The organism is Bradyrhizobium sp. LA6.1 (assembly GCF_040547805.1).
Lineage (GTDB): Bacteria > Pseudomonadota > Alphaproteobacteria > Rhizobiales > Xanthobacteraceae > Bradyrhizobium > Bradyrhizobium barranii.
In genome coordinates this window covers 90,663-104,220 of record NZ_JBEPQK010000011.1, presented here as the reverse complement: position 1 = coordinate 104,220, position 13,558 = coordinate 90,663, and the positions used below count along the sequence as shown (strand labels likewise).

Annotated in this window: 13 protein-coding genes; 4 read left to right on the top strand and 9 right to left on the bottom strand. The window is 62.9% G+C overall.

Annotated elements, in window-relative coordinates; translation table 11 throughout:
- Positions 1–17: 17 nt before the first annotated feature.
- The 5 genes from ABIB99_RS25620 to ABIB99_RS25600 form a co-directional block, all read right to left on the bottom strand.
- Positions 18–320 carry an HU family DNA-binding protein gene (locus tag ABIB99_RS25620; protein WP_014493658.1) on the bottom strand — a complete coding sequence of 101 codons (303 nt, stop codon included), beginning with the start codon at positions 318–320 and terminating at the stop codon, positions 18–20.
- Positions 321–601: 281 nt separating this feature from the next.
- Positions 602–1,834 carry an acetyl-CoA C-acetyltransferase gene (locus tag ABIB99_RS25615; RefSeq protein ID WP_354177974.1) on the bottom strand — a complete coding sequence of 411 codons (1,233 nt, stop codon included), beginning with the start codon at positions 1,832–1,834 and terminating at the stop codon, positions 602–604.
- 278 nt (positions 1,835–2,112) lie between these two features.
- Complete coding sequence (locus tag ABIB99_RS25610) at positions 2,113–3,576, bottom strand: GH1 family beta-glucosidase (protein ID WP_354177972.1); 1,464 nt, start codon at positions 3,574–3,576, stop codon at positions 2,113–2,115.
- Between the two features lie 113 nt (positions 3,577–3,689).
- Positions 3,690–3,866, bottom strand: a complete 177-nt coding sequence (locus ABIB99_RS25605) for a hypothetical protein (protein WP_166100412.1) — start codon at positions 3,864–3,866, stop codon at positions 3,690–3,692.
- 145 nt (positions 3,867–4,011) lie between these two features.
- Entirely contained in the window at positions 4,012–4,419 is a 408-nt protein-coding gene (locus ABIB99_RS25600; protein ID WP_166100419.1) for a hypothetical protein, read from the bottom strand.
- 358 nt (positions 4,420–4,777) lie between these two features.
- On the opposite strand from ABIB99_RS25600, the gene ABIB99_RS25595 reads away from it, so the two are divergent.
- Complete coding sequence (locus ABIB99_RS25595; protein WP_166100423.1) at positions 4,778–5,341, top strand: DinB family protein; 564 nt, start codon at positions 4,778–4,780, stop codon at positions 5,339–5,341.
- Positions 5,342–5,352: 11 nt separating this feature from the next.
- On the opposite strand, the gene ABIB99_RS25590 is transcribed toward ABIB99_RS25595, so the two are convergent.
- Complete coding sequence (locus ABIB99_RS25590; RefSeq protein WP_166100434.1) at positions 5,353–6,315, bottom strand: LysR family transcriptional regulator; 963 nt, start codon at positions 6,313–6,315, stop codon at positions 5,353–5,355.
- A gap of 79 nt (positions 6,316–6,394) precedes the next feature.
- On the opposite strand from ABIB99_RS25590, the gene ABIB99_RS25585 reads away from it, so the two are divergent.
- Positions 6,395–6,982 carry a YybH family protein gene (locus ABIB99_RS25585; RefSeq protein ID WP_225048661.1) on the top strand — a complete coding sequence of 196 codons (588 nt, stop codon included), beginning with the start codon at positions 6,395–6,397 and terminating at the stop codon, positions 6,980–6,982.
- A gap of 51 nt (positions 6,983–7,033) precedes the next feature.
- Here the strand turns inward: ABIB99_RS25585 and ABIB99_RS25580 are convergent, their stop codons facing one another.
- Both ABIB99_RS25580 and ABIB99_RS25575 read right to left on the bottom strand, forming a co-directional pair.
- Positions 7,034–9,496, bottom strand: a complete 2,463-nt coding sequence (locus tag ABIB99_RS25580; protein WP_354178126.1) for a TonB-dependent receptor — start codon at positions 9,494–9,496, stop codon at positions 7,034–7,036.
- Between the two features lie 153 nt (positions 9,497–9,649).
- On the bottom strand, positions 9,650–10,999 hold the full coding sequence (locus ABIB99_RS25575; protein WP_354177968.1) for a histidine kinase: 1,350 nt from the start codon (positions 10,997–10,999) through the stop codon (positions 9,650–9,652).
- A gap of 193 nt (positions 11,000–11,192) precedes the next feature.
- Here ABIB99_RS25575 and ABIB99_RS25570 point away from each other — a divergent pair, with 193 nt between their 5' ends.
- Together ABIB99_RS25570 and fghA are read left to right on the top strand one after the other, a co-directional pair.
- Positions 11,193–11,813, top strand: coding sequence for a response regulator (locus ABIB99_RS25570; protein ID WP_014493646.1), 621 nt, complete (start codon positions 11,193–11,195; stop codon positions 11,811–11,813).
- Between the two features lie 75 nt (positions 11,814–11,888).
- A complete protein-coding gene (gene fghA, locus ABIB99_RS25565; protein ID WP_085405684.1) occupies positions 11,889–12,734 on the top strand; it encodes an S-formylglutathione hydrolase in 846 nt (281 codons plus the stop codon).
- Between the two features lie 230 nt (positions 12,735–12,964).
- Here the strand turns inward: fghA and ABIB99_RS25560 are convergent, their stop codons facing one another.
- Positions 12,965–13,537: a DUF3280 domain-containing protein gene (locus ABIB99_RS25560; protein WP_354177965.1), complete on the bottom strand. Its 573-nt coding sequence runs from the start codon at positions 13,535–13,537 to the stop codon at positions 12,965–12,967.
- Positions 13,538–13,558 lie beyond the last annotated feature (21 nt).

Below are 13,558 nucleotides of genomic sequence, written 5' to 3'. Positions count from 1 at the left end.
AGGGGGCCTTTGCGTTGTTAGCCCACCGCGTCCTTGGCGGCCTTGACCGGGCGGGCGCGGACGATCTTCCGGGCCGGCTTGGCCTTGAACATCATCTCTTCACCCGTGAACGGGTTGGTACCCTTGCGCGCCTTGGTCGCGGGCTTCTTGATGACCACGAACTTGGCGAAGCCCGGCACCAGGAACAGGCCGTTCTTCTTGAGCTCCTTGTGACCGACGTCGGTCAGCGTCTCCATGACGCTCTTGACGTCGCGCTTGGAAAGCTCGGTGGCGGTCGCAATCTTTTCGATCAGCTGCGATTTGGACATTTGGGTTGGCATCGTGTCTCCTCTGATTCGTTGCCGGTTGCATATTAGACCAACCGTTGAAGGCCCAGAGCCTTCTGCACAGTTTTGTCGCGATTTTACGGGCTTTTTTGGCCCTCTGAGGCAAAAAACCCTGCTTTTCAGCGGCTTCCAGCGCGGAAGGAGCCTCCGGCAGCGGTTTTTGCCTTGTTTCAAAGGCCCGCACGCCGCCTTGCTAAAGCTGATTCGCTGCTTTCGACAAGCGACGACCGGCCTCTTTGTTAAAGGCCGGTCGCGATTCACCCTGAAAAATAAGGCTAGACGCGCTCGATGATGACGGCGGGAGCCATGCCGCCGGCGGCGCACATGGTTACGAGACCGCGCTTCAGGTCGCGCCGTTCGAGCTCGTCGAGCACGGTGCCGATCAGGATCGAGCCGGTGGCGCCGATGGGATGGCCGAGTGCGATCGAGCCACCATTGACGTTGACCTTGGCGCGGTCGAGCTTGAGGTCACGGATGTACTTTTCCGCCACCACCGCAAAGGCCTCGTTGATCTCGAACAGGTCGATGTCGTCGATGGAGAGCCCCGCCTTCGCCAGCACCTTGCGCGTGGCCGGCACCGGCGCGTTCAGCATCAGGGTCGGCGAGTCCCCCATGTTGGCCATCGCGACGACGCGAGCGCGCGGCTTCAGGCCGTGCGCGCTGGCATAGGCGGGCGATGCGAGCAATATCGCGGCGGCACCGTCGACGACGCCGGACGAGTTGCCGGCGTGATGCATGAAGTCGATGTTCAGGTCCGGATATTTCTGCAGGATGAGGCCGCGATAGGTCGTGCCCTTGTCGTCGAGCGCATAGTCGGCGATCGCAGGGAATGCGGGCTTCAATCCGCTCAGCCCTTCCATCGTGGTCTGCGGCCGCGGATACTCTTCATGGTCGAGCGCGAGGCTGCCGTCCTCGCGATGCACGGGCACGAGGCTCTTGTTGAAGTGACCGCCGGCAATCGCCTGCGCTGCGCGCTTCTGGCTTTCGAGACCGAGCGCGTCGACGTCCTGCCGCGTGATGCCTTCCAGCGTCGCGATCGCGTCGGCGCAGACGCCCTGATGCGACTGCGGATGCCGCGCACGCAGGCGCAGATTGCCGGAGTCCATCATCATCGGACCGCCGCCGCGGCGTCCTTCCATCGACATCATCTCGCAGCCGCCGGCGATGACGAGGTCTTCGGTGCCCGACATGATGGAGGCCGCCGCCATGTTGACGCTGGTGATGCCGGAGCCGCAAAAACGATCCAGCGTCACCGCGCTGGCGCGCACGTCGTAGCCGGCATCGAGCGCCGACATGCGGCCGAGGTCGCCACTTTGGGTCGCGACCTGCGCGCTACAGCCCCATACGATGTCGTCGACATCGGCGGTGTCGATGCCGGTGCGATCGGCGAGCGCGCGCAGCACGGTCGCGCCGAGCTGCTGCGGATGAATGCCCGAGAGTGCTCCCTTGCCGGCCTTGCCGACGCCCCGCGGGGTCCGGCAGGCATCGATGATCAGCGCGTCAGCCATTGGCGTTGTCCTCTTGTTTATGGGTGTTGATGTCGTTTCTGAATAAGGGGAAGAGTGGAGTCAACGTGCGGTGCCGCGCGGCCTCCTTGCAAAAAACTGAAAAACAACCCCATGCACAGTAGAAACGCGGGTTCCGCATGAGGCGCGGCGATACCGGCGAAGCGATTGGCCTGTCAGGCTAAACGGCCGTGGCCGCGCGATCTTGCGTCACCTCGCCCCGCCTGCGGGAAGAGGTCGGATTTTACGCGCGGCGGAAAATCCGGGAGAGCGAGAGAAAGCTACGCCCCCGCCGCGTTCTTCGCGATCACGTTGCGGTAGAAGGTCGCGCTGAGCTTCGGCGTGCGCACCTGCGTGTCGAAATTGACGTGATAGAGCCCGAAACGCTTGTTGAGCCCGAACACCCATTCAAAGTTGTCCAGCAGGCTCCAGAGGAAGTAGCCGCGCACCGGCACGCCCTCGGCGGTGGCGCGCTGGAGCTGCGCGAGATAGTTGCGCAGGTACATGATGCGGTCGGTATCGTAGATCTTGCCGTCGGGCGTCACCACGTCGTCGCCGGAGGTGCCGTTCTCGCTGATGTAGATCGCATCCGTCTTCCAGATCTTTGCGGCCAGCTTCGGCACCCAGTAGATCGTCTCCGGCGCGACGCGGAGCCAGTTCGAGTTCATGTGCGGGAACGATTTCGGGATCGGCAGCGGCATGAAGCCCGCGCCCTGGTCGGAAGGCACCACATAGTTCTGCGGCGCGTAGATGTTGAGGCCGAGGAAGTCGACCGGCGAGGAGATGATCTTCAGCTCGGCGTCGGTGTATTTCGGCGCATCGGCGCCCGCGTATTTCAGGAAGGCGTCGGTATACCGGCCGGTCATGATGACGTTGAGATAACCGGCATTCATCTCGCGCAGCGCGATCTCGGCCGCACGGACATGCTCGGGCGTGTCGATTGCGGGAACGCAGACGTCGATATTCTCGGCCGGCCCGACCCTGGTGCCACGGCGGCCGTGCGCCCGCACCGCCTGCACGGCGAGCCCGTGCGCGAGCGCACTGTTATGCCTGACCTGGTTGACCTCTGCTTGCGGCAGCGTCACGCCCGGCGCGTCGATGCCGAGGCCATAGCCGAACTGGACGAAACGTCCGCTCTCGTTCAGCGTGAACACGTTCTTGACGCGATCGGTCAGGCGCTCGGCGACATAGCCCGCATAGTCGCCAAAGATCTTGCACGTCTCGGTCGAGCGCCAGCCGCCGAAGCGATCCTGGAGCGATTGCGGCAGGTCCCAGTGATATAGCGTCAGCCACGGCTCGATGCCGTTCCTGAGGAGCTCGTCGACGAGACGATTGTAGAAGTCGAGCCCCTTCGGGTTCGGCTTGCCGTCGCCGTCCGGAAACACCCGCGGCCATGCCACCGAGAAGCGGTAGGCCTTGCAACCGAGCTCCTTGATGAGCGCGATGTCTTCCTTGTAGCGGTGATAATGCTCGACGGCGCGATCGCCGGTGGTGCCGTCCTCGATCTTGCCGGGGATGCGCACGAACTTGTCCCAGATCGAAGCCCCCCGCCCGTCGACGTCGACCGCACCCTCGACCTGATAGGACGAGGTCGCCGTGCCCCAGACAAAGCCCGCCGGAAAGCCGTCCACGCCCCGCGGCGCCGGCGCCGGCTTAACCTCGGCGGCCTCCAGCGGATTTGCGATTCCGGCTGCGGACAATCCCGCCAGCTTGGCAAACTGGCGACGCGAAACCTTGTCCGACATTGATACTGCCCCTTGAGACGATTGTTGCGGCGGCACAATGGCGTGTCGGAAGCTGCTTGAAAAGCGGGAGTTCCGGGACTTTCGGATGCAAAAATGCAGAAGAACGCCCGGATTTACCCCCTGCCCTGCTTTTTGCCCTTCACGCCCTGAGCCGCGTCGAAGCACGCCAACAGCGAATTGATCACGGCTCGCGAGCCCAGACCATCCACCACGAAGTCGCGGTCCTTGCCGTTGGGCGGTATGATCTTCAGCTTCGCGCTGCGAATGCAGGAGCGATCGTCCGAAACCATCGATAGAACGATCCGACGCTCCACCATCGATGGCAAGAACGCATACGTCCGTTCACAAACGCGGTCCCGAGTGATTGCGAGTCCTGCTGCGGCCGTCGCGCCAGCCTGGTCAGTTGGCGACGCGCGAGCCCGCCGGCTCGCTCGATCAGCGCGAGCGCTTGGGCAATTTCGGAAGCTTGTCGGGATTGAACGCCGATGCCTGCTCGGTTCGTTCACGTGCGGGCAACTGCTGTTCCGAGAGGATGAGCGTACCCTGAAGGATCATTCCCGGCATCTGCGCTGCCTTCGCCGTGTAAGTCGCGACCTTGCCGGGGCAGTTTCCCTCGATGTCCAGCGTGAGCTCGTCGTCGATGCCGAAGACCGTTGCACGTCCGTCGGTATGACGCTTCGTCGACACGGTGGCGGTGAAGCGATCTCCATCGACCTTGCAGGAGCCGTGATAGGTCATCAGGCTGTCGCAGCCCCAGATTTGTCCGTCTGCGACATGGACGATCCCGGTACCCTGGTCCAGTGGCGTCTTGTACCACGCCGCGTAGGTGCCGTCCTTCAGCATGGGAGCAGTCTCCCTTGACATTCCCTCGCGAATAATCCGCATGATCAGCGCTAAGAAACGGTTAATCGCGCGGCCCGTGCGAATCCGGTCTGTCCCTTCGCAACTCGGCTTCCAGATCCTCGATGATGCTGTGAAGCAGGCACGCGGCAAGCGGATCGGTGACTTCGCGCTCCAGAAGCCTGTAACGCGCGATCTGGAATTCCCGCTCTCGCAACTGGTGCTCTGTCATCGGACGGGCCCTCCGGCAAACCTACCCGGAAACAGCCAAGTCGTTTCGTTACAATTTTCAGATCATTTGCTATGGTTTCTGATCGGTAAAGGAACGCGGCGCCAAGCAGGTCGGTGTACGGGGTTTGCAATGTCGATCGTTCAAAGCTATCGCGCCTTCGCCTACAATAATGCCTGGGCGAACCACCGGTTGCTCCGCGCGTGCGCCGAGCTGAGCCAAGGCGAATTTGAGGTCGAGCGGACGGGCTTCTTCCCGAGCCTACAGCGGACGTTGAACCATATTTACGTCGTCGACCTCTTTTACGTCGATGCACTCGAGGACGGATGGCTTGGGCCGAAGGCCTGGGAGGATCCGATCCCATTTCCAGCTCTTGCAGGGCTCTCGGAAGCTCAAGCATCGATGGACCGGCGCTTCATCGGCGTCTGCGATGCTCTGACGCCCGCCTCCTTGAACGAAGACGTGCGGATCAATCGAGATCCCAGTGTCCAGATAGAGCGACGCGACCGGCTGCTGATGCATCTCATTCAGCATCAAATTCACCACCGTGGGCAGGCGCATACGATGTTATCGGGAACGCGCATCAAGCCGCCGCAGCTCGACGAGTTCTTTTCAACCGCCGAAGCGCCGTTGAGGGCATCCGAGTTTGCCGATCTGGGCTGGACGGAGGAAACCGTTTGGGGGCCGCCCAACTGAGCGAGCCCGCGCTACCGATTGCGGTTCCGACCTGCTCCGACCGAGGCGAAGACAACCTCCATCAGCCATGCAACACCGGCGTCCTTCATCGCAGCCTTGGTTGCGATGGCGCAGATCGTATCCGGTTTACGGGCGAAAGGCAGCTCGACGAACATCAATCCGAAATGCCCGGCGTGCTGCTGCACCAGACGCCGCGGCAATGCGGCGATCAGTTCGGACCCTGCAAGCTGGACCAGCGCCATCATAAAGTTCGGGACAGTCAAGGCAATGCGGCGCTTGAGACCGCGCTTTGCCAACATCTCATCGACGAAGCCGCGCGGCTCGCCGCTGAGAGACACCAGCAGATGCTGCGCTTGCGAGAATGCCGCGGGTGTCGGAGCTCTGGCGAAGGCGTGTCCCTTGCGCATGGCCAGCACGAATTCCTCGTCGTAGAGCCTGCGCGCCTCGAAACGCGGCGATACCGCCGGCAGCGGCAGCATCGCGACGTCCAGCTCTCGTCTTTCGAGCATCTCGAGGCACTCGTGCCAGGGTTCGCCGATCGCGCCGCCGCGGGGCGCGGGCATCACATGGATCAATCCGATGTCGATGTGGGGCGCCCTACTCGCGATCGAACCGAGTAGCTGCCCCGTTGTCGAGGCGAGAACAGCATCGGGTGCACCGATCGTAAACCGGCGATGGCTTTTTGCAGGGTCGAATGGTCTAGCCGAGCCAACCAGTTGTTCGACGCGCGCGATGATTTCAGCGATCGGGTGGTCGAGCTCCAGGGCCCGCTCCGTTGGAACGACGCCCTTCGGCGTTCGCAGGAACAGCGGGTCGTTCAAAACAAGGCGCAGCCGGCCAAGCGCGTGGCTGACAGCGGACGGCGTCAGGTTCAGTCGCGCGGCCGCGCGCGCGACATGGCGTTCTTCCAGGACCACGCGGAAGACCACAAGGAGATTCAGTTCGACCCTGGATAGATCAATTTGGTTCAGCATGTTGCTGAAATCATATCGCTGGATTCATCGAGATCAAGGCCCCATGGAATGCGTAGATCGTGCAATCAGGAGCCTCGAAATGATCAGAAGGTCGAAAGGGGTGAGCAAAGGCCATGGCTCGCCGGACAACCAGGACTCGCCGCACAGAATGTCGAGGCGCTCGATGATGATGGCGGCGGCGGCAATTCCTGCTTCCGGTCAGCTTCCATGCAATGCAACCGCCGGGGACGCCGCGCTAGCCAGCATCATCCAGCGCGCCGGGGAGAAGAATGCGGCCTTCATGCGTGGAGATATGGACCGTTGGTCCCAGCTTGTCCGCATTGCGCCGGATTTCACACTGATGCAACCTTTCGGAGGCCCTGCGAGTTTCGGATTCGACAGCAGTCCAAAGCGGCTGGCCGACCTGGCGCAATATTTCAGGAACGGTGAGACCGAGCTGGAGGTCTTGCAGATCTATGCGTCGAACGGGCTCATCGCTCTCGTCATGATCGAACGCCAGAGCGCGGAGGTCGGCGGCTTGCCTGCCCAGGACTGGTCGCTGCGCGTCACGGAAATCTATCGCAAGGACAGCACGGATTGGCAGCTGGTGCACCGCCATGCAGACCCGCTGGTCCGGCGCATTTCCTTGCAGCAAGCCGCGATCCTCGCCCGAGGCTGGGTGGAGTAAAGATGATAATGTCTTTCGCCCTCCAGAGGCGGCCGGGCTTGCGTGTCGAACTCAGAACGTCATCCGCATGCCCGCATAGAACGCACGGGGCCTTGCCGGGCTCAGCGATCGCGGGTCATTAAATTCCGCACCGCCATTGGTGAAGTTGGGCAAGGCTTCCCTATCGAAGAAGGTGCCAAGGGTCGAGTAGCGGTTGTCGAAGATGTTGGCGACGCGACCGTAAATCTGCAAGTTCTTGGTGATCTGGTAGGAGGTGTGGAGATTGAACACCGCGTAGGACGGCAGCTTCGGAAACTGGTTGGACTCGTCGCCGACGAAATACTGGCTCGAGACAAAGAGCGCGTCACCCCCGACCTTCCAGACATCGGTAACCGCATATTCGATGCTTGCCTTAATAAGGTGGCTAGGGAGGCGCGGAATGTGATTGCCCGGCAAGACCTGGATGTTGCCGGCGTCGGCGAATGGGCTCTCTGATCCAAGCGTCAGCGCGTCGAGGAAGCGCGCGTCCAGGAACGCATAGCTCGCCTGGAACTGAAGGACATTCGACTTCAGGCTCACCTCGGCTTCGACACCCTGCCTGCGTGTCCGGCCGACGTTCTGGAAAAAGCCGAAGCCCGTCAGGCCCGGAATTGGGGTCGCGAGGATGTCGTCGTAGTTGGTGGCACGGTAGGCACCGATTTTCCAGCCTAGGGAGCCGATGTTCAATTCCTTGGTACCACGGAAGCCCGCTTCGAAGGTCTTGGATACGACTTGCTGCAGTGGGGGGTCAGCGATCAGGAACTGCCCGATGATGCATGGCCTCGCCGGATCGGCGCAGCCGAGTTCGAGTGGTGTCGGCACCCGGTTGGCTTCGGAATAGCCCGCATAGGCGGTCACTTCAGACGTGATCTTGTAGGTGCCACCGATGATCGGATTGAATCGATCATAGGTATGATCGCCATTGAGCGCGGTGCCGAGTTGGTCCATCAGCGTGACACGGGCCGCATTGAACCGGCCGCCTGCCGTCACCGCAAAGCGATCGTCCACGTTGAACGTGTCGAGCGCATAGAGCCCGTGATATTGGTTGACGGTGCGAAGCGACACGGGACCAACCGATGTCGGGTCACCGGAGGGACCCAGGAATATGCCGCTGCCCGTGACGACATAGTTCGTGCCTATGGTTCCCAATTCAGCGCTGCCGGTGAAGCGCGTGCTGCTGACATCATAGCTCGCGCCAACTACGAAGCGGTTCTCATGACCGAACAGCTGGTCGGTGTTGGTTGCCTGACCGGATACGCCAAATGTGGTCGATTTCGTGCTGGTGCGATCGATCTCGCTGAGGATGGCGTCTGGCGCAAAGGTATTGGCGAGCTGAACGCCATTCAGGCCAAAAGCCGGGACCGTATCATTGCCAAAGCACAGGAGCGTTGGATCGGCACATGCCTGGGCGTCGGTCGGGTTTCCGTCCACGGTGCTCTGTTTGAAGCTCCGCAGATGCGCCGTGCCCTCAAAGGTCCAGGTCGGCGTCGCCTCCACCTTGCCGGTCAGGTTGAGATAGCCGACCTTGTTGGAGATGGTTTGCGGCGTTGTGTAGGTCGCCCCCCAATATTGCTGGAGCAATTCGGCCGGAACAGTGCTGGGTCCTGCCAGGGAATTGTTGGCGACGCCGCCATTGAGGTGAAACTCGTTGCCTTCGAAGCGATACCCGACATCGCCATAGAACCGCCGGACATCCGATTGCGAGAAATTGCGGAAACCATTGTCGTGAACGCCTTCGAGCGCTCCGTAGACCGACCAATTATTGTCGACCTGCTTGCCCCATTGTGCAGAGCCCTGGATGCGGCCGAATGAGCCGCCCATGATGTCGATTTCGGCACCTTGATAGTTAAAGCCGTTCTTCATCTGCAGATCGATGGCGCCGCCGAGCGCGTTAAGGCCGTATGCCGGATTGTTAGTTACGACCACTGCCGATCGGATCGCAGCCGTCGGGATCAGATCCCAATTAACAGTGTCGGAAAACGCCTCGTTGATGCGTACGCCGTTCTGGTAGACGGCGAGGCCCTGCGGCGTGCCGGCCAGAGGTGAAGCGACGAAGCCGCGAAACTGCACATCGGGCTGGAATGGATTGCCGGTCACTTCATTGATGCTGAGACCAGGCACGTACTGCTGCAGGGCAACGGCGATATCTGGCGAGGCGGTACGCCTGATCTGGCTGGCATCAACCGCATTGATCGCGGACGGCACCTTGTCGACATCGAGACCTCGGCCGGTGCCCGGCGAGGTCGGGTAGACGTAAAGGCGCGTCTTCGGAGCGGCGGACGCCGGTGCCCCTACCCGTGCGACCGGCCGCGTTGGCGCACTGCGCCTCACGGCCGACGGCGGTGGTGCCGTGATCTCGACCGCCGGCAGATTCTGGACGTTGGTTTCCTCATCCTGCGCGGCTGCGGCGGGGCCTGCAAGGACCAAGCCCGACACCAGCCCCGTCGACACCGAGGCTATCAACAAACGACGCTTGAACCAAAGAGGCTTGCCCATCCCTGCCTTCCCATCCGTGACCACCGGCTGTTTTGATTTTCGCCGTTTGGTTGAGATGAGTGTATTCGGCGGCAGTGAGTTCGCCAGCCACAAAAGGTCTGGCACTATCCGCACCCGTTTTCCCGACCAAATCGGGAATTTTTCCCGATGTAATCAGGACGCCGCCGTCGGAACCAGCGCCTCCACGGTCAAGCCGCCGTCGCCGGAGACGACGTTGAGCGTGCCGCCCAGCGCCAGAATGCGCTCGCGCATGCCGACGAGGCCGAAGCCGAGCTTCTGGCCCGGCTCCATGCCGCGGCCGTTGTCGCTGACCCGCACGCGCGCGTAGCCGCGGCCGCCGGCCTGCTCGACGGGCTCGATCACGACATTGACCGAAGTCGCGCCGGCGTGGCGGAACACGTTGGTAAGCGCCTCCTGCACGATGCGGTAGATGGTAAGATCGGCCGTCTCGCCGGTGACCCCGAGCGTGGCGGAGATCACGGTTTCGATCGCGACGTCGGGATGCGACTCCCGCCACAGCCGCGAGAGCGATTCCAGCGCCTGGCGCAGGCCGAGCTCGGCAAGGCCGACCGGCCGGAGCCGCTCCAGCACGCGGCGCGTGAACTGCTGGAGCTGGTTGATCTGTTCCAGCAAGGCGCTGCCGTGCTTCCGGACCGACTCGGCATTCGGCGCGCGCCCGTCCGCGAGCTTCGCCAGCGCGCTCGCATGCGCGCGCAGCGAGAACAGATACGGCCCGAATTCGTCGTGCAGCTCGCGCGCGATCTCCTTGCGCTCGACGTCCTGGAGCGACACCGCGCGCTCGGCCAAAAGCCGCTTTTCCTCTACCGCCTCGCCGAGCGCCGCCGCGAGATGATTGAGCTTGCCGCAGATCGCGGCCAGCTCGGGCGCACCGCCCGGCGTGGCGCGCGCGTCATAATGCCCGCCCTCGATCGCGGTCATCGTCTGCGCCAACGACTGCAGCGGCGCGAGCGCGCGGCCGATCACCGTCATCATCACCAGGAACAGCGCGAGCGCGATCACCGAGCCGACCTCGAGCTGGGTCACGATGGCGTCCCAGATCTCGGCGATCTCGTCATCGGGATGTGCGGTGATCACCAGCGAGCCCGGCTTGCCATGGACCGAGACCGGCACGCTCACCGCGGTCTGCTCGGGATGAACCAGGCCGACGAACCAGGCCGGCGGTCCGCGCGCGTCGTCGTCGGCAGGCCGGGGCGGCGTCAGCGGGTTACCGCCGGCGTCCAGAAGCGCGATGCTGACATGGCGCAGGCGACTCAGATCGCGCGCGATCTGGTTCAGCCTGGCATCCGGGTCGGGCGCCTCGTTCAAATCCGCAACGATCATCTCGATGAATTCGCGCGCAAGCCGGATCACGCTCTGGTCCTCGGCCTGCACGCGGGGACCTGCTTCCGCGACCTGGCGGCCGATATTGACGGCGAGCCCCAGCGCCAACAGCAGCGCCAGCAGAAGGTTGATGCGCGCGCGCAACGATAGATTTTGCCACATTGGTGCCGCCCGTGCCTCGCGAAGGTTGGCCCGCGCCTGTCCGATGACGTTGACAGAGGCGAAGCGCCCGATATCTAATCGAAAGCGTACAGCAATCCCGGCCGGGTTGCATGAGGCGACATGAGACGCGCGCAGCGTTCTTGTTCGGATCATGCGGCGCAAAAGCAGGCCGAGGCTGTCACGGGGAACGCCTATGCGCATTCTGATCGTCGACGATCATCCCATTGTCGCCTCCGGCTGCCGTGCCGTGCTGGCCGACGAGGGCGAGATCGAGATTTTGGAGGCCGCCGACGCCGAGGACGGCGAATGCGTCTTCATTGTCGAGCGCCCCGACCTCTGCATCATCGACATCAACCTGCCGACCGTCTCCGGCTTCGAGCTCGCGCGCCGCATCCTCGAACGTGCGCCCGAGGCCCGCATCATCATGTTCAGCATGAACGACGACCCTGCGTTCGCCGCGCGCGCGATCGAGTGCGGGGCCAAGGGCTACGTCTCCAAGACCGGCGACCCCGACGACCTCGTCGAGGCGATCCGCGCCGTCGGGGGCGGCGGCACCTATCTGCCGACCGCGATCGCGCGCAGCATCGCGTTTGCAGGACCGACGCTGGCACAAAGCCCGCTGTCGAAGCTGAACGCGCGCGAGATGGAAATCCTGCGGCTGCTCAGCGCCGGAAAGAGCCTGTCCGAGATCGCCTGGCTGGTGCAGTCGTCCTACAAGACTGTCGCCAACACCTCCTCGATCATGCGACAGAAGCTCGGCGTGAAGACCTCGGTCGAGCTGGTGCGGCTGGCGATCGACAGCGGCGTCGCCTGACGCGCACACCGCCACGAATTCGGTCACACAAGCGTTGCAATCTTGATGTGGTTAGATGCCACGGAGCATAACGGCATGACGATCCAGACTGTCTCGACCAACACTTCCTATGGCGGCGTGCAGGGCGTGTACCGCCACGCCAGCCAGGCGACCGGAACCGACATGGTGTTCTCGGTCTATGTTCCCCCACATGCCGCCGGCGCAAAGCTGCCCGTGGTCTGGTATCTCTCCGGCCTCACCTGCACCCATGCCAACGTCACCGAAAAGGGCGAATTCCGCAAAGCCTGCGCCGAGCTCGGCCTGATCTTCGTCGCGCCGGACACCAGCCCGCGCGGGCCCGACGTGCCGGGCGACGCCAACAATGCCTATGATTTCGGCCTCGGCGCCGGCTTCTATGTCGACGCGACGCAGGAGCCGTTTGCGCGCAACTATCGCATGTGGAGCTATGTCACCGACGAGCTGCCCAAGCTCGTGGCGGAGAATTTTCCGGTCGACGCCAAGCGGCAATCGGTGATGGGCCATTCGATGGGCGGCCACGGCGCGCTGACGGTCGCGCTGCGCAATCCGCACCGCTATCGCGCGGCAAGCGCGTTCGCGCCGATCGTGGCGCCCTCGCTCGTGCCCTGGGGCATCAAGGCGCTGACCGGCTATCTCGGACCGAACAAGGAGACCTGGCGCAACCACGACACCGTGGCGCTGATCGAGGACGGCGCGAAATATTCCGGCTTCCTCGTCGACGTCGGCGAGGCCGACAATTTCCTGAAAGAACAGCTCAAGCCCGAGCTGCTCGAGGCCGCCTGCACCAAGGCGGGCATCCCACTGACGCTGCGGCGGCAGGCGGGATATGACCATAGCTATTATTTCATCTCGACCTTCATGGGCGATCATCTGCACTGGCATGCGGAAAGATTGAAGGGGTGATTTCTTCCTTCTCCCCTTGCGGGAGAAGGTGGCATAGGCGGCCCACGGCCGCCGTTCTTAAGAACGCCGAAGCAAAGCTTCGGCTATGGCGCCGGATGAGGGGTTCTATCCGCGCTTCAAGTGAAAGTTAGACTCGCGGAGAGAGACCCCTCACCCGTCTTCGCTTCGCGAAGCCACCCTCTCCCACAAGGGGCGAGGGTGCAGCAGAGCTAGCGGGGAGAGGCGAAGATCTACTCCGGCTTCCCGTAATTCGGCGCCAACAATCGATTGCGGATCAGGTAGCTCATCGTGCGCGACCACGATTCGTCCGTGTTGCCGCGCATGTCGGCGCTGGCGGCGGTGATCATGTTGCCGGTCTTCACGTCGCGCAAATAGATGTTGAGATTGATGATCAGGTTCGAGACCTTCTGCACCATGCCGGTGATCTCGAGGTCGGCGCCAAGCTGGCCGGCAAGCTTGAGGTCGCAGCCGCCGCAGGCCTGAAGATTGGCGTGACGGGCGGCATCCCTGACCGGCGCGATGTCGAGCAGCTGGAACCTTCCCGACAGCGCCAGTTCCTTGCGCAGTTGCTCGCTGATGCGCTCGAGCCGCGCCTCCTCCGGCCTGGAGCCGTAGAACTCGCCGGGAAGGCTGGTGTCGATCAGCTCGAAGTCGAACACCGCGAGCCTTGGCGGATCGGCCAACGCGACCGAACCGGTCAACAGCAAAGCTGCGAAACAGATCAGCGCTCGCACGATCGTGATTCCCGGCCTCTCGCGCGCGGGGACGAAATGCGGGGTTGCAAGCCGGGCCAAATCGGTCATGCTTTAGCAGAGACAATTCTC

Bases quoted from the DNA above. Each gene is read 5' to 3' on its own strand.
- ABIB99_RS25575 (WP_354177968.1), bottom strand. From the start codon at position 10,999: ATGTGGCAAAATCTATCGTTGCGCGCGCGCATCAACCTTCTGCTGGCG.
- ABIB99_RS25605 (WP_166100412.1), bottom strand. From the start codon at position 3,866: ATGGTTTCGGACGATCGCTCCTGCATTCGCAGCGCGAAGCTGAAGATC.
- ABIB99_RS25600 (WP_166100419.1), bottom strand. From the start codon at position 4,419: ATGCTGAAGGACGGCACCTACGCGGCGTGGTACAAGACGCCACTGGAC.
- ABIB99_RS25615 (WP_354177974.1), bottom strand. From the start codon at position 1,834: ATGGCTGACGCGCTGATCATCGATGCCTGCCGGACCCCGCGGGGCGTC.
- ABIB99_RS25580 (WP_354178126.1), bottom strand. From the start codon at position 9,496: ATGGGCAAGCCTCTTTGGTTCAAGCGTCGTTTGTTGATAGCCTCGGTG.
- ABIB99_RS25610 (WP_354177972.1), bottom strand. From the start codon at position 3,576: ATGTCGGACAAGGTTTCGCGTCGCCAGTTTGCCAAGCTGGCGGGATTG.
- ABIB99_RS25585 (WP_225048661.1), top strand. From the start codon at position 6,395: ATGATCAGAAGGTCGAAAGGGGTGAGCAAAGGCCATGGCTCGCCGGAC.
- ABIB99_RS25590 (WP_166100434.1), bottom strand. From the start codon at position 6,315: ATGCTGAACCAAATTGATCTATCCAGGGTCGAACTGAATCTCCTTGTG.
- ABIB99_RS25620 (WP_014493658.1), bottom strand. From the start codon at position 320: ATGCCAACCCAAATGTCCAAATCGCAGCTGATCGAAAAGATTGCGACC.
- ABIB99_RS25595 (WP_166100423.1), top strand. From the start codon at position 4,778: ATGTCGATCGTTCAAAGCTATCGCGCCTTCGCCTACAATAATGCCTGG.
- fghA (WP_085405684.1), top strand. From the start codon at position 11,889: ATGACGATCCAGACTGTCTCGACCAACACTTCCTATGGCGGCGTGCAG.
- ABIB99_RS25560 (WP_354177965.1), bottom strand. From the start codon at position 13,537: ATGACCGATTTGGCCCGGCTTGCAACCCCGCATTTCGTCCCCGCGCGC.
- ABIB99_RS25570 (WP_014493646.1), top strand. From the start codon at position 11,193: ATGCGCATTCTGATCGTCGACGATCATCCCATTGTCGCCTCCGGCTGC.